The 21,821-nt window shown below is 46.1% G+C and carries 13 protein-coding genes and 1 riboswitch; all 13 genes read right to left on the bottom strand.

Going from position 1 to position 21,821, the window contains the following annotated elements; translation table 11 throughout:
- Positions 1 to 218: 218 nt before the first annotated feature.
- Positions 219 to 1,622: an NCS2 family permease gene (locus tag GC098_RS38990; RefSeq protein ID WP_171649699.1), complete on the bottom strand. Its 1,404-nt coding sequence runs from the start codon at positions 1,620 to 1,622 to the stop codon at positions 219 to 221.
- Positions 1,623 to 1,759: 137 nt separating this feature from the next.
- A riboswitch (purine riboswitch) is annotated at positions 1,760 to 1,860 on the bottom strand.
- Between the two features lie 94 nt (positions 1,861 to 1,954).
- The gene (gene guaA / locus GC098_RS38985; RefSeq protein WP_171649698.1) at positions 1,955 to 3,493 is read right to left on the bottom strand and encodes a glutamine-hydrolyzing GMP synthase; all 1,539 of its coding nucleotides are present in this window, start codon (positions 3,491 to 3,493) and stop codon (positions 1,955 to 1,957) included.
- Between the two features lie 112 nt (positions 3,494 to 3,605).
- On the bottom strand, positions 3,606 to 6,050 hold the full coding sequence (locus GC098_RS38980) for a transglutaminase-like domain-containing protein (RefSeq protein ID WP_171649697.1): 2,445 nt from the start codon (positions 6,048 to 6,050) through the stop codon (positions 3,606 to 3,608).
- A complete protein-coding gene (locus GC098_RS38975; protein ID WP_171649696.1) occupies positions 6,037 to 7,251 on the bottom strand; it encodes a DUF58 domain-containing protein in 1,215 nt (404 codons plus the stop codon). Before GC098_RS38975 ends, GC098_RS38980 begins: the two co-directional genes overlap by 14 nt.
- A 9-nt stretch (positions 7,252 to 7,260) precedes the next feature.
- Entirely contained in the window at positions 7,261 to 8,238 is a 978-nt protein-coding gene (locus GC098_RS38970; protein WP_171649695.1) for an AAA family ATPase, read from the bottom strand.
- 64 nt (positions 8,239 to 8,302) lie between these two features.
- On the bottom strand, positions 8,303 to 9,745 hold the full coding sequence (locus tag GC098_RS38965; protein WP_171649694.1) for a polysaccharide deacetylase family protein: 1,443 nt from the start codon (positions 9,743 to 9,745) through the stop codon (positions 8,303 to 8,305).
- A gap of 270 nt (positions 9,746 to 10,015) precedes the next feature.
- Positions 10,016 to 11,257, bottom strand: coding sequence for an MFS transporter (locus tag GC098_RS38960; protein WP_171649693.1), 1,242 nt, complete (start codon positions 11,255 to 11,257; stop codon positions 10,016 to 10,018).
- A gap of 210 nt (positions 11,258 to 11,467) precedes the next feature.
- The gene (locus GC098_RS38955; RefSeq protein ID WP_171649692.1) at positions 11,468 to 12,817 is read right to left on the bottom strand and encodes a PepSY domain-containing protein; all 1,350 of its coding nucleotides are present in this window, start codon (positions 12,815 to 12,817) and stop codon (positions 11,468 to 11,470) included.
- A gap of 99 nt (positions 12,818 to 12,916) precedes the next feature.
- Complete coding sequence (locus GC098_RS41065; protein WP_281367185.1) at positions 12,917 to 13,039, bottom strand: hypothetical protein; 123 nt, start codon at positions 13,037 to 13,039, stop codon at positions 12,917 to 12,919.
- Between the two features lie 42 nt (positions 13,040 to 13,081).
- Complete coding sequence (locus GC098_RS41425; protein WP_171649691.1) at positions 13,082 to 17,650, bottom strand: OmpL47-type beta-barrel domain-containing protein; 4,569 nt, start codon at positions 17,648 to 17,650, stop codon at positions 13,082 to 13,084.
- Between the two features lie 156 nt (positions 17,651 to 17,806).
- Complete coding sequence (locus GC098_RS38945; protein WP_171649690.1) at positions 17,807 to 19,930, bottom strand: alpha-galactosidase; 2,124 nt, start codon at positions 19,928 to 19,930, stop codon at positions 17,807 to 17,809.
- 67 nt (positions 19,931 to 19,997) lie between these two features.
- Positions 19,998 to 20,801 carry a carbohydrate ABC transporter permease gene (locus tag GC098_RS38940; protein ID WP_171649689.1) on the bottom strand — a complete coding sequence of 268 codons (804 nt, stop codon included), beginning with the start codon at positions 20,799 to 20,801 and terminating at the stop codon, positions 19,998 to 20,000.
- The gene (locus GC098_RS38935; protein WP_171649688.1) at positions 20,798 to 21,676 is read right to left on the bottom strand and encodes a carbohydrate ABC transporter permease; all 879 of its coding nucleotides are present in this window, start codon (positions 21,674 to 21,676) and stop codon (positions 20,798 to 20,800) included. The genes GC098_RS38940 and GC098_RS38935 overlap by 4 nt, the downstream gene beginning before the upstream one ends.
- Positions 21,677 to 21,821 lie beyond the last annotated feature (145 nt).

Genomic DNA, 21,821 nt, shown 5'->3' with positions numbered 1-21,821 from the left:
TTTAATCCTTCGCCCCTCAAAGGCGACTTGATCAATATACCACATCGGCCTATTCGATTGCAAGAACTTTTTTTTAATTTCTTTCGTTCTTTCGTTCGACCGCCGAAGCGACAAGGAGTAATATAACAAATCCACAAAGCGATTGCAAGCTTTTTATACCTTGAAAAATATGGAAATATAAAAAGCTCCAGTGCGTAATGCACCGGAGCTTGAGTCTTTTAACCTTGGCTTCCTATAAAGATGTAACGAGCTAGGATTAGAACCGCTAGTACCCACATTAACCAGTGAATCGGATAACGCGTCTGACTTTTGCCACCTAGGTTAGATGCTGCTGCCAGAACTACATATGCAACGATACCGAAGGAGATACCATTCGCAATATTGTAAGTGAAAGGCATCAATACAATTGTGAGGAAAGCTGGAATCGCCAGAACGAAGTCTTGAAAGTCGATCTCACGAATGGATTGAACCATTAGAACACCAACCACGATCAACGCAGCCGCTGTCGCAGAACCAGGAACCAACATGGCAATCGGAGCTAAGAACAGGGCAAGCAAGAAACATACGCCTGTAGTTACCGCCGTTAAACCTGTACGTCCGCCTTCAGCTACACCCGCTGCGCTTTCTACGAAAGCAGTAACCGTACTTGTCCCAACCAACGCACCGCCACTAACACCAATCGCATCCACGAACATCGCTTTACCTACACGCTTGTTGCCTTCTTCTTTGTTCTTCATAATACCAGCGCGATTCGCTGTTCCAACCATCGTACCGAATGTATCAAAAAGCTCAACAAACGTAAATGTAGCAATAACCGAAACAATTCCCGTTGTCATAATGCCTGCAAAATCAAAATCGGCGAAACGAAGCTTTGTTAAATCAGGAACCCATGTCGTGTCTGCACTAGTCAATGAACCTAAATTAACCATACCCATGAAGTACCCAATGATTGTCGTAGCCAATATACCGATCAAGATAGCACCACGAAGACGAAGCACCATAAAGATAGAAATCAACAAGACCCCAACGATTGTTAAAATAACGCCTTTATCTTCTAATGAACCCATGTGGAACACAGTTTCAAATGAAAGTACATCCGTAAATTGATGTGCCTTAATATCTTTGCCGCTTTCAACCGCAACGGTTAAGATGCCACTGTTCTTGAAACCGATCATTGCAATAAACAAACCAATACCCACGGTAATCGCATGCTTCAAGCTGTCTGGAACAGCCACAAGGAGCATTTGGCGGACTCTGGTAATGGTAAGAATGATGAAAATAATACCCGAAATGAATACAGCTGCTAAAGCCATAGAAAACGTAAATTTACCTTGCGAAGTTAAAATGATGGTCGCGAAGTAAGCATTCAAGCCCATCCCAGGAGCTAGCGCAACTGGAAAGTTAACGAATAACCCCATTGCAATAGTCATTACACCCGCAGCAATCGCTGTAGCCAAGAAAATCGAAGTCCAGTCACCGCCAGTTGCACCCGATTTAAAAGCACTCAAAATGTCTGGATTTACTGCAAGGATGTAAGCCATCGTCATGAACGTAGTGATCCCCGCCATGATTTCTGTTCTTACTGTCGTGCCGTTTTGTTTCAATTTAAAAAAGCGATCCATTTTCCTACTCCTCCTTAACGAATGGTGGGGAACAGCAAAAAACCCGGAATCATAATGCCTGATTCCGGGTACGAAAAAGGAGCTATCCATATGAGAGCTGCCTTCGATGTGTAAAGGTGCACGTAGAAACTCATACGGATTCCGTTCCTTTTTTTCGTAGCCAGATCATTTGCGGTGATCTCGTAGAAACTCTCAGGCCAATTCCCGAGATTATACGAAAAACTGTTATCCAATACACATTTTAGTTGTGAAATAACCAGATGTCAATAAAAAAGACGAACGATATTGGGGTGTTTTTTCCCATAACGTTCGTCTTTTACTAGTGATTTATATTATTCCCACTCAATGGTAGCAGGCGGCTTAGAAGTGATGTCATAAACGATACGATTCACGTTCTCAACTTCATTTACGATACGAACCGAAATCTTCTCAAGCACATCCCAAGGAATGCGCGCCCAGTCAGCTGTCATTCCATCAATAGATGTAACAGCACGAATACCTACAGTATAGGAGTAAGTTCTTGCGTCACCCATAACTCCCACGCTTTTCATGCCCGGAAGTGCTGTGAAGTACTGCCAGATCTCGCGATCTAAGCCTGCTTTGGCGATTTCGTCGCGCAGAATGGCATCGGATTCACGAACTATTTTCAGCTTATCCTCCGTTACTTCACCTAGAACACGAATAGCTAGACCAGGACCTGGGAAAGGCTGTCTCCAAACGATTGCTGCTGGAAGGCCACATTCCTCGCCTACTTTACGCACTTCGTCTTTGAACAGTGTTTTGAGCGGCTCGATGAGCTTGAACTTCATATCTTTCGGCAGTCCGCCTACGTTATGGTGCGATTTGATCGTTTGTGCAGTAGCCGTACCGCTTTCCACGATATCTGTGTATAAAGTACCTTGGGCTAGGAAAGTAAAGTCATCGAACTGACTGGATTCCTCTTCGAATACACGGATGAATTCGGTACCGATAATTTTACGTTTTTGCTCTGGATCGTCTACGCCGGCCAACTTGCCTAGGAAACGTTCACGCGCATCAATTTTGACCACTTTCATATCAAATTTACCGACAAAAGTGTCCATAACGCTCTCTGCTTCACCTTGACGCAGCAAACCATGATCAATAAACATACACGTCAGCTGAGCGCCGATCGCTTTATGCAGCAGAATAGCAACAACCGATGAATCCACGCCGCCACTAAGTGCGCATAGCACTTTCTTGTCGCCAACTTCTTGACGAAGCTCTTTGATCATGTCTTCCACAAAGGAGGACATCGTCCAGTCGCCTTCGCAACCGCATACGCCATAAATAAAGTTATGGATCATTTCATTCCCTTGAATGGAATGACGAACTTCTGGGTGGAACTGCACCGCATGTATGTTGCGCTCACGGTTACTCATTGCAGCAATCGGAAGAGAATCCGTGCTTGCTTCTATAACGAAGCCTTCAGGCAGGACGGAAACGTGATCGCCGTGACTCATCCACACAGTTTGTTTGGATTCTAATCCTTTCACTAGCGGGCTTTCATTCGTAAATGAAAGATCAGCCTTACCGTATTCACGCGTATGAGCGCGTTCAACTTTACCGTTCAGTTGGTGGGCAATAAGCTGCATGCCATAGCAAATACCCAAGATTGGAATACCCAGATCAAAGATTCCTGCGTCAACAGCGGGAGCTCCTTCACCATATACGCTCGACGGACCGCCTGAGAATACAATCCCCTTAGGGTTAAGTTCACGAATTTTATCAACAGTTGTATTGTGCGGCAGCAGCTCGCTGTAAACGCCCAAATCACGAATTCGTCTAGCAATCAGTTGATTATACTGGCCTCCAAAATCTAATACGACAATCATTTCACTCGGTTTACTCATTATCCGACCTCCTAGATTCATAGCGATTGAGGTTTAAGGGGCTCCCCTTGTCCACTTATCACTATTTATAGGTACTAATTTTAAACATTAGGTACCTAGGATGTAAAGGGGTTTAATGTGTCTTTTGAATGGCTTTCCAAATCGCGGTAATTTCCCGCTTCGTATAGGTCAGTGAATTGGCCGTATCATAACGGACACTTTCATAAATCAAGGCAAATTCGAACAGCGCTTGTTTCTGCCGTTGATCTTTGAAATTTAGAGTTGTGACATACTCTCGCACCGTCTGGTTCGCGGATTTTGCGCCGTATTTTCGAAATAGCTGTATCCATATACGATCCATATAAGGTGTCATAGGGTGTGAGTTGCCCTGCTCGTTTTTGTAGATTGGAAAATACAGCCGCGAATTGACTAGGAAACCTTTTCGCCTAAGTAAAACGAAAATACCCACTAGAAGGAGACAACATCCGATTAGAACAATGAAAGCATTCCTATAAGTCTTTGCAAATTTGACAATTCTATCCTTCGTTTCACGAAGCCACTCACTTGGATTGGTTGTAAACTTGCTAGGCGTAGGAATGTTCGTGAGTGAAGCTGTCATCGCTGCTTGCTCCATGGCAGCTGTCGTCAAGGTTTCTCTCGGATGGTCGGACGAAATACCAGAGAAACCCGGCGTAGGCTCAAACGGCACCCAGCCCATAGAAGGAAAATATACCTCCACCCATGAATGCGCATCTAGATTGCGAACCATAACATCCTGAAGCCCATCGCCGTCGCTAGATGCTTGCAGTGTCCCTGGAGCGAAACCTTTTACCCAGCGGGCAGGCACACCGACAGAACGAAGCATGACGACCATCGAAGTTGAAAAATGATCACAGTACCCTGTTCGGTCTATGAACAGAAAATGACTGACAAAATCCTCATTGCGGCTTGGATGCGTTGGCTTTTCGAGACTATAGGTATAGGTATTGCTTAAATACTGCTCAATCGCAACCGCTTTGGCATAAGGCGTCAAACGATTCGCTGTCACTTGCTCGGCAATGCTGCGAACAGACCGCGGCAAAGCAGCCGGAAGCTGGAGATAATCCCCTACAATGTCAAAGGGATAACTGCCCATATCCGTGTTAAGTATGGATGGATCTTCATGCACAGGCTGGACAGTTATTTTGAAATAAGACAAAGGATCTATAATCTCGGGTAGAGTCACTTTACCGCTAAATTCAGATGTAAGAAGGCTGCTCGGTGTTAGCGGTTTCCCCTTCTCGCTCAAAAGCATATCAACACTTAGTAACTTTCCACCCATAAACAATTGGGAATTAGGCGACTTCGTGTTCCAAAGAATTTCCTGATTCACAGCCCGACCTGTGAATGGTTGATTAGGGATAACGTAAGGCTCCAGCTTTTGATTGGGCTCGGTCCAGCCTTTGCCGTCGTAGAAGCTTTTGGATTCTCCGCGCCAGTAGGTTAATTCGGATGTTCTGGCTGTGAATACTGGGGTCGTGTCCACCTGGAGTGGACCTCCTAAGGAGGAGTCGTCTTGACCGTATCCAGACCTAGCAAAAGCACCTTTCGTCCCCGTATCTTCCTTGTAAAGGTCAAAAATACGATCGTATAAATACGCCCAGCTCACTGGTTTCATGAGAGGAGCAGGCTCCGCCTGCCTTGCCGAGAACCACCCTACACTAGCTAGCGCACTTACAACGACCATGCTGACTACAATCCATTGAAAAGCACCGCCCGAACGCACCGATGAAATGCCATAGGTTTGTTCAATTCTTGAGAGATTGAGCAGCGATAACAGAAGTAGTCCATATCCTATTGTGCGCATAATCCCTTGAACCGTATCCGCGCCAAGCACCAACTGTAAGAAGACAAGATAGATGAGCGTGGCTGCGACAAACCAAAGACTGTGCTGCCTCTGCAGCATGAGAGCCTGCACAACGGAGATCAGGAGCGACCAACCTAACAGAAAGAGCAGCGTTCGCATTTGACCACTGATAAGGTCGAAATGAGCTTGAACGATGTGAACCACATCCTGAGAAATGATCCTCATCAAATCGATGATCCATGCTCCGGTTAAAAAGCCTTCACGGTCAAACATAAAGCCGATGAAGAGCAGGATAATGACGCTTTTGGCAGTCCATCCCCAAGCATAAGGAACCTTGAAGCAGTCTATGGCGATGCAGATCGCAAACACAACGAGAATGGGACCGATTTGAATGGAAGCATCGGCCATCCAGGCTAGAGGACGGAGCCATTCTGAGAGCAGCAGGAAGAGCAGCAGTGAGATTAGACTGTCTCGGAAAAAGGTGTTGGTGATTGGCGATGATGACTGTGCGTTAGAGATGGCGCTTGAATGGAAGATTGGACTTGATGGGATAGCGGCTGCGGGCTCGGCGCTTGCGTGTATAGAGCTAGTGCGTAAAGAGTTAGCGCTTAATGAGCTAGTGCTTAATGAGTTAGTGCGTAAAGAGCGAGACTTCAAGCGCGACGAGTCTGCGCTTGAGCGTAAAGGACGTGAAAGAGCGCGCGGCGCGCGGTTGGGTTCAAGCGGTTGCATCCGCGACACCTCCTTGCTTTGGCCATTGGCTCCGCGGGTGCGGCACTTCCGTGAAGCTGCAGCCTACGGCCTGCAGCTGAGAAGCCCCCTCTCGCTCCGCGACCGAGAGGGAGGGCCGCGCGTGCACGTAGATCACGTGCACGGATCGGCGCTTGGTGCGCGCATCAGTGATCGCGCGCACCAACGCCAGGTCCAGCGTCGATGTGATGCACAGCATCGACGCATCCAGCGGCAAGGCCGCCGCCTCTTTCCTGACGAGGTCAGGAAAGGAAAGGGCGGGCTTGCCGCCCACGCTCGCGAGTACTTCGTACGCGAGCGTTAGATCAGGGCGAATCGTCGGCGCGATTCGCCTGCTGCCCGAGCTGCTGGCGAAGCCGCAGCTCTCGCGCCCGGCAGCGGCGGCTTCGAAGAAGCCAGCCGCGAGGGCGACGCCCTTCTCCAGCAGCGGCTGCGCCGCCTCAGCTGGACCGGCCGCAGGCGCCGCGTCGAGCAGCAGCATCCGCTTCGCGGAGGATGCTTGCTCGGGGTCTTTGGTCATCAGCCGACTCAGCCTGGCTGTGGATTTCCAATGAATGCGGTGGTAGGGATCACCGCTGACATAATCACGAACACCGCTAATCAGCGGAGTGTCGGTTTTAGGACCACGGACGGTAGGCACATCACCATCCTCGGATTGAAATGTCATGCCTGATCCGGTCAAAGAATCAGGTCTCGGATATACAACACACCGGTGAAGATCATCGCGATAGGCTTTTCGAACAGCAAAACCAAATAAATCACCGGTCACTGCTTCAAAGCCTGCGAAACGATAAACGCCTCGCATAAGACCCGTCATTTTATAATGCAGGATTAAGGCTGATCGAAACCCTGGGAAAAGCAGCTTGCTATAGCTCAGCTTCCCCCCGCTTCCTTCATGAACCCATGTTTCCTTTATAATCATCCAAGGCAGCGGCAATAATGTACGATGCCCAACTTGCAAAGTGATGGTAACGTCTTCACCGGACACGAAAACTTCGCCTGACAACTGCCGGCTAACGGTTAGTCCTTTTAATGCGAATACATAAAATAATCCAGCCTGAATCCAGATTAATGTTAAACAAATCCCTATATACCAAGCGGCAAATCCACCTTGCCAATACGCCAAAAGAATGGACAGCACACATCCCACAACCAACAGCGTCGTTTTACCCCAGCTTCTCATAGTAGGCCCCTACTTCGCCGAGACGTAACGAAGAACAGGAGTTTGTAAGGAAGCTAGTAAGCCTGTCAAAATCGTATCCGCAGACTTGCCAGTCATTCGTGCTTCGGAAGTCAAAATAAGCCGGTGTGTCCAGATCGGCAGTACCAAGTCCTTGATGTCATCTGGTACCACGAAACTTCTGCCCTTCATATAAGCAGACGTTTGCGCAGCGCGCATCAAGGCGTAGGATGCTCTTGGACTTGCACCCAAGTACAAATCAGCATGCTCCCTTGTGGCCAAGGCTAGACGAACAATGAAATCTTTTAACGTATTATCGACATGAATCATGGTTGCTTCTCTTTGCAATTGCACAAACTCATCCTGTACGATAACAGGCTTCAAGTGATCCAGCGGCTGGCGATCCTGTAGGCGATCCAGCATCAGAATTTCTTGCTCAGGCGTCGGATAACCAAGTGACAACTTCATCATAAAACGATCCATCTGCGCTTCCGGCAGCGCATAAGTACCTTCATAGTCCACAGGGTTTTGCGTAGCTAATAAGACAAAGGGTTTAGGCAATTCATAACTCACCCCGTCAATAGTAACCCGCTTCTCTTCCATCGCCTCTAAGAAAGCAGATTGTGTCTTGGGTGAAGTACGGTTGACTTCGTCTGCCAATACGATGGGTGTCATTAAAGGTCCAGGGCGAAACTCAAAGTCATTCGTCTTCACGTTAAATACAGACACACCGGTTACATCAGACGGCAATAAATCAGGGGTGCACTGAATTCTCTTAAACTCACAACCAATCGTCCTAGCCAAGGCACGTACAAGCATCGTCTTCCCAACACCGGGTACGTCTTCTAGCAAAAGATGGCCACCGCTCAACATAGCAACGAACGCTTTCTCTATCGTCTCTCTCTTTCCAACAATCACTTTCTCTACGTTCATGATCATCCGTTCCACGAGAGGCTGCGGCTGATCGAATATTCGGGTTTTCGACTGCATAGACAAGAAGCCTCCTTTATAAGGGTATGCTTCTAGTTTTTCCAGCCCTCTACTATTTTAGACATTACCCTCCCATGGCAAATAGAGAGTTTTTCAGAAGACTATTATTCTCTTTAAATATATAAAAAGGCCGTAAAGCCACAGACACCTCTCGCTTATCTGATTCTATGACCGTATCCGTAATTCGCCCGCCTATTAAATCTATGGTTTTTCGTAAAGGAACGATGATCTTACCGTCTTGCAAATCCATATCCGCTAATGAATAACTAGCTACGCTGTTACCTAGGGTATACAGCCTGATGCTTCTTGTAGATAAATCATATTCCAAATCATAAACACCAAAATGTGCATTCGCTGTCTTCTTTTCAGCCAGCCATTCTACTTGCCCGCCCATTTTCTCTATGAGAAAGCGCAGCGGCAGTTCAATCCGGTTAGCACGCAGCTGATACTCTGTAGATTCAATTGTAAAGCTGCTGCCTCCGGCCACATGAACTTGCAGAGGTAACGCCGCCTGCGCGGAGAGAATTTGTGCCGTTTCTTCTCTGGCTACTGCGGTTTGCTTGGCGAGATGCTGTTCAGCATCCTTCTGATCTTGATCCGTCTGAACATGTGCTAAAGCATATTGTTGTGTTTCTTTCAATAGCTCTTGGAAATGGGGCAAACTCATGTTTCTAGACCATTTCGGTTTACCCACTGGGAACTGTTTGGGCTTAACCTGAGTCGTAAGGGGAGCGAACGCATAACCTAATTTTTTGTAATAGCTGATGACTTGGGGCAATACCTCTACCGTTGACTCATGCCCGCTGCCATCATGAAACAGGATGTTGATCTCGTGTTCGAGCGGTGATCCCTTAATCGTTTGCCAAATTTCATTCGCGGGCACACGCAATCTTTTCGAATCACCACTGTCTACATTCCAGTCAACAATGGTATAACCAGCCTGATCCATCAAATAGTAGTAATATGCATCAAAATTCGTATATGTACCCCCCGGGGCGCGCACCAATTGCGGTCTGGTATCAGCCAAACTGGCGAATACGTCCTCACTACGTTGGATTTGGTCCCAAAAGGTTTGGAAATCGCTATACAGCTCTTTATATACATGATTATAGGAATGATTGCCTAGGGTATGTCCGTCTTGCACGATTCTTTTGACCAATGCAGGGTGTGCCTCAGCTTGTTCGCCAAGTGCGAAAAACGTAGCTTTCACATTCTCTTTATCTAAAATATCCAGCACCTGACTCGTCAGCTTGCTAGGACCGTCATCAAAGGTCAAATAAACGGTAGGCTGTTCCGGTGTTTCAAACGTCTTCCCGCTCTGCGGGCGCTTACCTGTTTTGAGCTTTTGATAAAGATCTTGCCCTTCTTGTGCTTGTGCGGAGAATCCATCGCTCTCTGTCGCCCTTGCCGGAATCGTAAAGAAAAATAGAGAAACTAGTAAAAGGACTACCACCCAAAGTTGAACTCTTTTCTGCCTGTTGGTTGAATGTTTTACACGAAAGCACATCCGATGATCCCTCCGCTTGTTCTATCATTTTGCTAGCTGATAGATTATATGGGAGAACGATCAAGAGTATGTCTCAATGAGAAAACCTTTTATCGAGGCCATTCAAAGATGAGCGACCGCGTTTAGAGGTAGGTTTTATCGCCAATAAGAAAGCGGTTTTCGTGATCCGAAAACTTATACTTTCTTATGTGGTAACAAAAACTACCCCTCTCGGAGTGAGAAGGGTAGTTTCTAGTGAAAGGATCTGATCTGCTTTTTTTCAATTTATTGCTAAATTTCTTGCGGTACAGCCTCATTTTTCGTTTGCGTCGCCACATTAAACAAGGGCCTGCTGCTAATAAGACCTATAAAACTAACGACTAATAAAACTCCGAGCAAAAGAATGGCCATCCTAGCGCCTTGAAAAGAAACAATTTGTGTACAGACGCCAATAAGCAGAACTCGCATACCCATTCCTACAGTGTTGAAAAAGCTATTCACACGACCGATCAAATGATTTGGCACCATTTCCATCAAAATCGTATTACGCGCAACGCGACTCCCCGCATTCCCCCATCCGTTCAACGTTTTGAATAGAAGAAAAATAGAGACGAGAGGGAACACGTAAAAGAAAACAATCGACAGACCGAAAATGACAAACGAAAGAATCGTCGTATAATAGGAACCCAAACGCTGCATGAGCAGCGGAACCGTTAAACCGGCCACGACAGCTCCGATGGCGAAAATCATATCTGCTGCCCCGAGAACATTAGCCCCACCATGTAGGACACTTGTGATATACACGGGGTAAAGATAATTACCGACCATAACACAAAGAAACGGCATCAGCGCACAAAGGAAAAACATAACTAATAGCGGTCTCGTTTTCAAATAAGCGAAGCCTTCTCTGATATTCGACCACATGGAGACGGCACCGTTTGCCGTGACAGACCTGTTCTTGATATATGGAATAAGCAAAAATAGACCAAAGCCTAAAAAGTAAGTCATCGCGTCCGCTAATAGAATCCACGCAAAATCGATATGATCGATCAGTAGACTGGCCAAGCCGCCCGCGATCATCGATGTGGATTGATTTTGGACTTCGAGGATGGAATTTAACGTTTTGTATTGCTCCTTCGAGAAGATCTCTTGCGTAAATGCGAACTGGGTTGGAAAGTGAACGTTGTAGTACAGAGAACCGCTAAAATAAATAACGATCAACTGCCACGTTTCGAAGTGACCTGCACTTAATCCCCAGAATGCAAATAGCAGCGTGACTGATCCGCCGACAACTTCACTACCCAGCAGCATTTTCTTTCGGGAAATACGATCAATATACACGCCGATATGCGGCGATAGAAAGAAAAGTATGATTGTAGATGCTAGTGTCGCGTAACCAAATATCTCACTCCCCCCTGCTCGATTCACTAACAGCCACGGCACGCCGATCATGGTTATTCCTGAACCGATCGAGGATAAGATGTTGGCTATCATGAGAAACATCATTCTTCGGTCTTTGAGCATCATCCACATGTGAGAAAAGTCCTTTCGAGGTAGTCGGTTTTGTTTTCTGTGCAGTTTGTATAGCAAATTTTGCCCTTATACGTATCCTCACTAATAAATCAATCGCTGTCAACCATAAAAAAAGAAAAAGCTACCGCTCCAAATGAGCGAAATAGCTTTCACTAAAGATTTATCAAAAAATCTATGCGCATTGGATCGAGCTCGACTCCTCTGTCTACCCTATAGGAAAGCTTCAATCTCCCCAAGGACCATGATTTTACCCGTTCTGGCATCAATATACACAACCATTTTGTTTCCTGCTGGATAAACCGCTTCTACGACCCAACCGTCATAGATTAACCTGTCCGTGTTGTAATGGAGCACCAGCTCCTTCTTGAAGGTTACTTTCCATTCAGCTTCAGAGTCGGGGTCCGTTTCTTTGGCTATTTGCAATGCGGTCTTCTCATCAATTAGCAAAGGGGTATCGTTCAAAGCCTCCCTTAGGCTTGCACGGATAGCAAGAGCAGCCGCCTCAGCATAGGTTAGGTAACCGCTGACGCCGAAGTTTTGACCGCTCCGTCCCTCCAAAAGGCCATCTCCGTAAGCAACAGCGATTTTATCGGAGTCAAAAGCAGAGGGATAATCTCCAAACGCTTGTTCAGCTTTCATTTTTTCCTCCGCAGTTGCGCTTCTTGGATTTTTTCCAAGCTTAGTTACTCCAACTACCGCTCTGTCCCGTAGTATTCCTCCATCCTTATCATAGGCGAGCGTATACATAAACGCTTTCTCCTTCATATAAGCAGGAACCGGCAGCCCTGAAACGAGCATTTCGTGCCACAAAGCAACAGGAATATTGCGTTCGGCGTTCATCGGATCTTGAAAAGCATGACGCAGCACCTTAAGCATCGGCTTTGGAAGCTTGCTGCTTTGGTAGGCAGACTCCAGCTCTTCGCTGAGCCAATGGTTTGCCGGCAGATCCGGCTTGTCATACGCCAACTCCCCCATTACCCGAAACATCATAGAAATGGCTTCGGCATTCGTCAGCTTATCGTTCGGCCTAAATTTTTCTTTCACCGAATCATCCAAAATTCCCTGGACATACGCAATCTCAACCAGACCTCGCTGCTTATCGCTGATATCCTGGTGATCCAGCAGCGCTTTTGCCGGCTTTACTTCTTCCGCAGACCAGCTCCCCTTGAGGTAAGAACCGATCAACAGCTTTACCATCCCTCCAACAGCATTTTCACGGGTAATCTCCGTCCCTTGCCCCAGCCCGTGAACATACATGCTGATCCAGGCATCACGGTTTTTTTCCGGCAAATCCACTGCCATTTTAAGAGCCGTCGCCCAATCATCGAGCAGTATGGGTTTATCCAGATTGCCCCAGTCTAGCACATTTCGCTGGAATGAATCCCACTCTTTCTGCGTGATCGTACCTTGTGTAGAAGCATTGTCCCTATAAGGCACGATGTACTGCTTGTAATCCTTGAGTTCCTTCATCACCCAATGGGTTTCCTCCACAGCCCCGTATGCTGTACTTCCGTATGCCATGAAAATAGACAACATCGAAACAATCAGCTTCTTTTTCATCGCTTTCCCCTCTTCACAAATATTCTCCCTTGCAATTGTTTAGACGAGTAATTTGTAAAAAAGTTCCAACGTTCTTTGTTGCGTATTAGATACTTGCATTCAATGCCAGGTCTGCAAATAACCGAAGCCCTCTATGAAATAGAGGGCTTCCAGCTGGCTCTGCAAGTTGTTCGTTATTCCTGCATGATTAATCCATCCTGCCTTCGCAAAACGAATGATCAAGGCTGCAGAGACGTAATACTTGTCGTATTCTCGAACTTCATTTTAATTATTGCCGGATTGATCATGCGGCACTGTGACGGTTGCTGTTGTAACCGTTTTATTGCCCGCTTTGTCGGTTGCCGTATACGTGATGGTATAGATGCGCGACTTCTCCGCACGCAAGCTAAAGGAAGTGGCGGCTGTACCGAAATCGGCCTGAATGTCGCCTTTACTGCTATCCGATTGATTACTCGTGATAGACGTTAACACCACAGATCCTACGTTAGATATAGTATCGCTCGAATTCAATAGGACATTGATCGTCACCATTTTATGATTCGCTGGCCAAATCGACGTCTTATCTAACTGGACGGAAAGTGCTGGAGCTGTCTTGTCAACTTTAAATTCGACTGTTTTGAGTTGTTCTAAATTGCCTGCCTGATCCTTGCTGCGGTATCCGAGCTTATAAGTTCCGTCACCGAAAGCTGGAATGGAGCCGGTGTAAACGATCCATTCACCGTCATTCACTTGGTATTCCGTTGTTACGGAGCCTCCGTAAACACTGGCGCTTACGGATAAGCTTGCAGTCACATCCGTCGAATACCAGCTGTTCTTGCCGTTAGGCGCAGCCGGACTTAACGTTGCGTTGGTTACAGGAGCTATCTTATAAATGTTGCTTACCGTAATGCTGGTTACATTCGATACATTTCCTACTGCATCAATTCCTCTTGCATACACTGTGTCATTGTCGGAAACAATCACTGGGGCGGTGTATGCTGTCCACGCGCCGCTTGCTCCCACTTTATATTCCATAAACGAAGCATCTGCCGGGTAGCTGATCGTTACAGTGACGCCTTCGTTGGTCGGCGCTGTTGTATCTATAGCCAAGGTTGCATCGATAGGTGCTATGTGATCGATATTGCTGACCGTGTAGCCCGTCTCATTCGATACATTGCCCGCAGCATCGGTTCCTCTTGCATAAACCGTGCTGTTTTCGGAGACAACCACTGGAGCGCCGTATGCCGTCCATGCGCCTTTATCTCCTACTTTGTACTCCATCACCGTCACATCGGATGGATAGCTGATCGTTACGGTAACATCCATATTGGTTAGCGCTGTAACGTCAGCTGACAACGTTGCGTCAGCTGGAGGCGCCTTGTCGATGTTGCCTACCGTATAGCTGGTCACATTCGACATGTTACCCGCAGCATCCTTGATCCGTGCATACACGGTATCGTTGGCAGAAACGACCACCGGGGCGATGTATGCTGTCCATGAACCATTATCGCCTACCTTGTACTCCTTCACTGTCGCGTAATCTGGGTAAATGATCGTTAGGGTAACATCTTGGTTGGTCGGAGCTGTAATATCGGCCGAGAACGTGGCGGTTTCGGTATATACTTTGAATCCGTCCAACACCATCCAGTTCCCCGACTTCTTGACTACTTTAATCGTATGTGTACCGTATGCCAAGCTCTTATTACTGTAGATTACTGACTGCGCAGCATAACTCGGTGCCGCGCCGTTGACCGTTTGCGCAAACACACCATCAATATAGACATCTTGATCGCCTATATCATTGTTCTTGTTCTTCACTCCGATGTAATCGATTCCCGTACCAGTGAACGTGTATTGAAAGAAATTATTGTTTACCGAAGTTTGGTGTACGTCGTTAGCATAATCTCCTAAATTCCGGTTGTTGGAGTAGGAGAATGACCCCGAATAGGTTATCCCCGAATCTGTATCGTTCACTAGCGACGAAACATTTATCGTAATTTGTCCTGATGCGAGAAGTGTTGAACCCGTCATAGCGGTCACAGTAATGAGGGTAGATCCGTCTGCATTTGCCGTGACTAGTCCGTTGCTATTGACTGAGGCGACTGAAGAGTTGCTGCTTGAGTAAGAAATCGTCGTTCCGGACACATTCGATCCAGCGAGGCTTAACTGCGTTGTTTCTCTAGGCTGAAGAGTTGTTTTGCCCGCATTAACAAAGATAGGTTTAGCGTAGGAGATCGTCCGCTGGTACTGACTCGGGGTCGTTCCTGTTTTGACGATGACCACGTCTTCCCCAACAGCTGTCTGGAAGCTTAGCAGCCTTCCAGTAAGCGACTCTGCTTTAACGCCGTTGCGATACAAGTCGACGCTTTGCGAAGCTCCCCAAGGGTTATTGACGTCCGCCATCCGCCCAAGACTTGAATAGACTTCGACGAATTCGATATTCTGGGATCTTTGCGACGCAGTCACTGTAAATCCTTTTTTAGCTTGAAGCTGGAAGGCCGCATCGATATCCGTTGGCCATGCGCCGAAAGCGTAAATGACTGGCGATTCGCCTGGTCCTTTGGCCAGCGACTGAAGCAATCCATTCTGCATACCTTCGACGAACACGCCGTCTTCTTGAACGGACATCGTCTGATTTCCGCCATTTGTGGACGGAAGACGGTTCGGATTAGTTACCATATTACTTTCCCATTGCTTTAAATTCGAGGCCAGCCCCAATTTCACCATGTCGCTGCGACCCAATCTTGCGGCATCGGTCATGAATCTGGACCATGACCTATTACCCAAACCTGCTATTTGTCCATTCATATAATTCGTATATGCTTGTTGTGTTTCAAACGTATTCATATTCAGATCCCAAGCCGTCAAGTTCATACCATTCGCCTTGGATTCTAGATTGACTTGATCAAAGTCCAGCAGTTCTACTTGATACTCATCCCAAACTGTCGGAGCGTTTTGTAATAAGTAAATGATTGGGCTTCTTCCCATCGCATAAGTCGGTTTACCGTCCGCTCTTGTTCTCTTTAAGATCGAATTGGAATCGCTGCTAAGCGGGTTAGGAGCCAAGTTATCTATGATGTCCTGCCACATTGGGATAAGGTTGGAATCAACGTTTAATAGCTGTGCCGCTTTAATGGCCGTCGGTAAAAGGCCTCTGATGTAGTTCAAATCATTTAGGATGTCGTCCGCTCCCCAGATCGTTTCGGCGAGACCTGTCTTGTAGATATGATACTTATTATCAGCTCCTTTCTTTAGGTTAGGGAACGTGCGATAGAACTCGGCTGCTCCTTTGATCACTGGATAAGCGGTATTTCTCAGATAATTGAGATCTTGCGTGTACAAATACCGATCCCAGAACATATTCGCGACATCGGCCGCATCATATACGAGATGGGAATGCCATCCCGACTTCCATTGTCCACCCGTTCCGTCTATCGTCCATCTGGAATCCGCTCCGGCGATTCTGCTGCTTCTGAAGTTCTTGACTGCCGTCGTAAGATCAAGACCGTTCAACAAGCTGTTCTGTAACGAAGTAGCGATAGCGTCGGGTAATACCTCCGGTCCGTCAAAGGGTGATGTTTCGGGAATATAGAGGCCCTGAGCCCCCCATTGTTGTTGGGCTGCCGTCTGATATTTGCCAAGATTTTTGTTGATCATGTTCAAGAACGGATCCAGTAGGTCTGAATGATTGCCGGTCTCCAGTCCGTAATAGGATCTACTGTCGTTAAAAATCCAGTATTCCGTTCCCCATTGAGCGCCGCCGTTGGCCGTATTGAATAACAGCCCATTAAATTTAGCGGGATACGTTCCTCTGAAGCAGGAGGCCATGAGATAATAGAAATTGAAGAAATGAGAACCGTAATCCTTGTCGTATCCCGTTCCCTGCACGGCCGGGAACGATACAAACGACTTTGCCCAATAATTATGCCACCATGCTGTATGAGAAGCATAGATATTGGCGTAGCCAGTGGTTTTGGCGGTATCTACCGCTGCCATAGCGATTGCCGTAACGTCGTCCGCACTGTTCATACTCGCAGCGCTACCAATCAAAATGGTGAAACTTCCCGTGCTTGCAGGTATGGAGAGCCTCATCGTTTTAGCGTCCACTTGACTAGCGGTTGCTGTCCTGCCTGCTACGTCGATGACCGCTGCCGACATATTGTAGAAATTGTTGATAGGCAGATTGGTATCCGTAGGCTCCTCGAATTTTTGGGTCAAAACGATTTTTCCGTTGTTTTGGCTAATGACCGAAGCTGCCGAATAATTGTCTTTGGTTTCGAGCGGTCCCGACCGCGTCATGCCCAGATCGATGTTGATGGGAGTTGGCGTAGAGCGAGTATCGTTCACCTGAATGGCGATGACATCTTGATCGCTCCAAGCCAGCACTTCGGCGGTCAAATTCGTGCCCTGAATGTTCTCCGTCGCGTTGTACATCGACAGGTACTGCGGGACATTGTTCGACGGAAAGACCGTTCCACCGAAATCGACGCTTAGGTTCCCAACGGCGCCAAAGTAATCGCCGTGTATACTCGTCGCCGACGAAGCTCCGTTATGGCCGAAAACGTCCACCCTGTTAACTTGGGTTTTCAATTTCGTAGGTTCCGTCCAAACTAAGCCCCCCGTTCGGCCGTTGCCGATCGGCATCCCTAGATAACTCGCTGTTACTTGTTTGTTAAAATAAAGATCGGCTTGCGAGACGAGACTATCATAATCCACATTCAACATCGAAGATTGCCCCAGACCTCCTGCGGCGTGAATTACGACGGGCTTGGCCGTATCTAGCCCGGCAACTGCGGAGGAAACAAGCGTTAAAGCAAGGGAATAAGTCAATATTTTTCGCGAAAAATTAGACACATGAAAACCTCCATTATTAACATTTTAAGAGTCACATGCAGGATACCTGTAAATAATAGCCAATTTACTTTTTCAACCGTTCAGTTCTCACATTGGAAGTGCCCCCTTTCCAGTAAGGTCCTTGATATTCAGCCCCTTAGGGGGGGAATCATATATTCACATAATCGAATTTTCAAAATGCCTTTTAATTCGAATAACCGAGCTGTCAAAATCGCCTTTCAATTCCAGCTTAATCCCAATCTGCATCAATGCTTCACCACTGACATGTTGCGGGTCGGAGTCAATAGAATAAAGCGCATGTTTATCCAATCCCGCAAGACGGACACGAGGCAAAGAATTTCCGAATGAATTGCTGTGCAGAAAGGCGAATACAACGGCTTCATCTTTACCTGCGTTCACATACATACTCGCTGACACACAATTCTCTCTCGGCGAAAGAAGTCTGTACTGATCACCGTGCTGTACAGTTGAACGAATCTCTTTATAAAGTCGAGTAAGCTCGCTAGCTTCAGCCCTCTCCAATTCGGACCAATTCAGCAGATTGTCGCCAATCCCCAAGTTCCCCATCATGGCGCAATGAAACCTGAACTTTAAAGATAGCTTTCTTTGATTCACCCAATTGACTTCGTCCGTCACCCAGGATTCCATAATTTTGGCGCAATATGCAAATGAGAACCCCTCTTGAATTCGCAAACGATCAAATGCGTCCGTATTATCGCTTGTCCACACTTGGTCAAAATGTTGCAACACGCCGAGGTCAACTCTCCCGCCGCCCCCAGAACACGATTGAAAGATAACCTCGGGATAGCGCTCTTTCAATTTTTTCATAATTTCATATACGCCCAGTGCATGTTTGACCCATATTTCTCGATGTTCCGATACGAGAGCTGATGGGAATCCTGGCTCGCTAAAATTCCGATTCATATCCCATTTAATGAATTTGATGTTGTAGGCGCCCAAAAGCCGATCCATAAAATTAAAAATATATTGACGCACATCTTCCCTCGCCAAATTTAAAATCAACTGGTTGCGAATTTCAGTTCGTTGCCTCGTCGGAAAATGATAGACCCAATCGGGATGGGCTCGATATAATTCGCTATCCGGATTGACCATTTCAGGTTCCACCCACAGTCCGAAATCCATTCCCAATGCATTTACCTTAGAAATCAACCATTCCAAGCCTTGCGGGAATTTCTCTGGGTTGACATGCCAATCGCCTAAACCTGCTTTATCACTGTTTCGTCCTCCAAACCATCCATCGTCCATCACGAACAACTCAACGCCAATGGAAGCAGCTATTTCTGCAAGATCAACTTGCTGCTCCTCCAACACATCAAAAGAGGTCGCTTCCCACGAATTATAAAGTACTTTTCTAAGCTTCTCTCTGCTAGACGCCGGCAGCAAATATTGCAGCTGCAGACGGTGAAGATTGCGGCTCGCTTCTCCAAATCCACCACTGGTATAACCGATAAAAAAACCAGGCGTGGTGAAACTGGATTGCGGTTTTAAATCCCAACAGAAATCAAAATCATTCACGCCTGCGCTCACTTTGACCAGTCCAAAATGGTCCTTTTCTATGGCGATTTTCCAATTGCCGCTAAACGCAAGCGCTCCAAAATAAACCTCGCCTACTGATTCAGTCGCTTGACCATTCGGGTCTAATGCATAAAAAGGGTTCGCATAATGACTCGTTGTTCCTCTTCTACTTTCCAGTACCATTTTGGTAGTTGGCAACATGATCTGACTGAATTGGGTTTCACCAACCCACTTCCCTGTCAAATAACTGAGCCGATAATCTTTATGTTTAGGCACGTAAGTAGAACCGGATAATGCCGTATCCAATGCTATGCTATACTCGCCGCCATTCACGATCTCCGCTTTTCGTTCAATGATGTCGATATTTTCATACAGCTTGTAACTTAGATGAACCATTAACGGATAGTGCTTGTCTTTGAGCGTAATTGTCAACGTATCGGTTGTCATGCTCCAAGTTTCAAATTCAAGCACGACATCTCGCACATGATCGGAAAATGTTACTTTTATGCATGGTTCGGTATATTTGGCTTTTGACCACCCCATATATTCCTCAGCGCTTAATTCGCTCCCCAACGTAAATGGATATTCCGCTTCAATGGTCGCGCTTGGATAATCAGAAAGATAAGGAAGTTTGGCGCCAAAAAAGGTTTGATTAATTGTCCCTGTTTCACAAAGCCCGATCGCATAGGCCATCGATTTTGTTTCGAGTACCCAGATCATTCTATTCTCATCAAAATGTATCATCGTCATCCTCCACATATACTGGTCACTCAACTGACTAGCTTAAGATCATCTTCCACTTTGGGCTACATTAGCCTTTTACTGCACCAGACATCATGCCTGATATAATGTAACGTTGACCGATTACATAGGCGATAATGATCGGCAACGTCGTTAAAACGATCGATGCACAAACCAAATTCCAACTGGAAATGTAAGTTCCGTAGAAGTTATACACGGCCAATGTCATCGGATTGTAGGCTGTCTTATTGAGCACATAAAGCGGAATGACAAAATCGTTCCAAGCGTTCATAAAATTAATCAACAACGCCGTAATCGAGACTGGTATCAATAGCGGAAACAAAATTCGGAAAAAAAGCTGCCACGGACCGCATCCGTCGATTACCGCAGACTCATCCAAATCTCTCGGCACCGAGGAGATAAACCCATAATAAAGAAACACTGTAAAAGGAATCATTAGCGCCGAATAGAGTAGGATAATGCCTTGAAATGTATTCATGACATGCAATAATTGCATGACCTTTATTGTAGGGATCATATTCAGAGGTGCGATCAATCCGATGATAAAATAAAAATACAATGCGCGATTGGCCTTAGTTCTTCTGCGGGACAAAATGTATGCCCCCATCGCGGAAGCGACATTCGTCAGTAAAACCGATCCCAAAGAGATGATCATACTGTTCCTGAAGGCGCGGATCATATGCCCTTTTTCTATAACCGTCCAAAAATTCCCAAATTGAAAGTGAACCGGTAGACGTAAATTCATTAAATCAGCTTCCGCTGGCGTTTTGAATGCGTTTATAAGCACTAAAAAAAGTGGAATTAAAAAAATTATTGTAATAATCCATACACCAGCTTCTTTCACACTTCTCATGCTTCCACCTCAGACTTTCTAGATAAAATGGAAAGCGCGGAAAGTGCGACAATTGTAGTTAACAGGAATACTAGCACACCGTATGCGGTTGCAAGTCCGTAACGCCCTGCTGAAAACTCCCTGAAAACGGCAGTATTTAGCACTTCCGTGGCATTGCCCGGTCCACCTTTTGTTAATACAAATATCAAATCGAATACTTTAAACCCATTTATCAGGTTCAGAACTAAATTGATCGTTAATGCCGGCATAATTAAAGGCAGCGTAACATTCCAAAATCTGCTCCACGCATTAGCACCATCCATAGAAGCAGCCTCGTAGTAAGACTTATCGATCGTTTGCAAACCGGCCAAATAAATAATCATGTTGAAGCCAACAAATTTCCATGTTTCTACGGTAATGACTGAGGCCAAAGCAAACTTGATATCTACGAGCCAACCGTGCATCCATGATTCCAAGCCAATTGCGGTAAGTACCGAATTGATAATGCCATGATTCGCATCGAATACAGATGAAAAAATAAGTCCAATGATAAGCGGAGAAATCGTCACCGGTAAGTAAAACAGTGTACGGAGCACATTTTTCGACTTCAGGCCTTCATGCAACAGAAGCGCGAGCAATAACCCCAGCACATTTTTAAGCAGCGTGGTGAACAAGGCAAATCCCGCAGTATTTTCAAGGTATTTAACGAATACTCTTCCTTCGTTAATCATCTGTTTGAAATTATCCAAGCCTACGAAATTCACATCATCGCTGAACGTATTCCAATCCGTTAACGAATAATAGAAGCTAAACAAACTAGGTATAAAAAACAGCAGCGTATAAATACATACAGGAACAATTAAAAAATACATGGGGTAAATTTTTTTCATATTCATGGTTTTCTCACTCCTCTTGCCTTCGCACAGCAGCTTATCCTATTGGTTTTCAAGGTAAAAAAAGGGAGGAATGTCCTGAAAAGACATCGCCTTATGTCCGACAATTCCCCCTTATTTGATTTCGTAATTACTTTGCTACTTTAAA

Origin of the sequence: Paenibacillus phytorum, from assembly GCF_013141715.1 — a bacterium.
Taxonomy (GTDB): domain Bacteria; phylum Bacillota; class Bacilli; order Paenibacillales; family NBRC-103111; genus Paenibacillus_E; species Paenibacillus_E phytorum.
Note: the sequence above shows the minus strand (reverse complement) of the source record. Positions and strands in the feature narration are given on the sequence as shown.